This window comes from Bradyrhizobium sp. NBAIM08 (assembly GCF_020193935.1).
Lineage (GTDB): Bacteria > Pseudomonadota > Alphaproteobacteria > Rhizobiales > Xanthobacteraceae > Bradyrhizobium > Bradyrhizobium yuanmingense.
Genome location: NZ_JADYVR010000379.1, coordinates 1 through 445 on the forward strand (window position 1 = coordinate 1; position 445 = coordinate 445).

Annotated in this window: 1 protein-coding gene; it reads right to left on the reverse strand. The window is 75.7% G+C overall.

Going from position 1 to position 445, the window contains the following annotated elements; all coding sequences use genetic code 11:
• Window positions 1-423: hypothetical protein (locus I6F37_RS39995; RefSeq protein WP_225154378.1), on the reverse strand; the 423-nt coding region annotated here is incomplete at its 3' end.
• Window positions 424-445: the final 22 nt, after the last annotated feature.

Consider the following 445-nt stretch of genomic DNA (forward strand, 5'->3'; position numbering starts at 1 on the left):
GTACTGCACGCTGACATCGTCGCCGACGCGCAGCGTCACCGCGACGCACGCCCACGTGCCGTCGACGTGCAGGCCGTGCGTCCGCACGCGCGGCTCGTCGATCGCGGCGATCAGTGGCGCGAGCCGATCCGCCTGCCCGTACGCGCGGTCGTTCAGCTCTCCGACGACCGCGAGCGGAGGCGTCTCGACCTCCGTCGCCTCAGCCGCGGGCAGGTCGGCGAGGACGAGGCCCATGCAGGGCATCGCGGCGTCGGGCAGCTCGACGCGGCCGTCCGGCACGACCTCGCTCCAGACGCAGTGCGGCGCGTCGACCAGGTCGGCGCCGGCGCCGGCCACCGCGGCGTCGATCCAGTGGTTGTCGACGGCCCACGGCACGTGCGCCCCCACGAGCCCGTCGCGGCGAACCTCGGTCGCGCCGCCCACGCCCGTACGGCCGAGGCAGGCA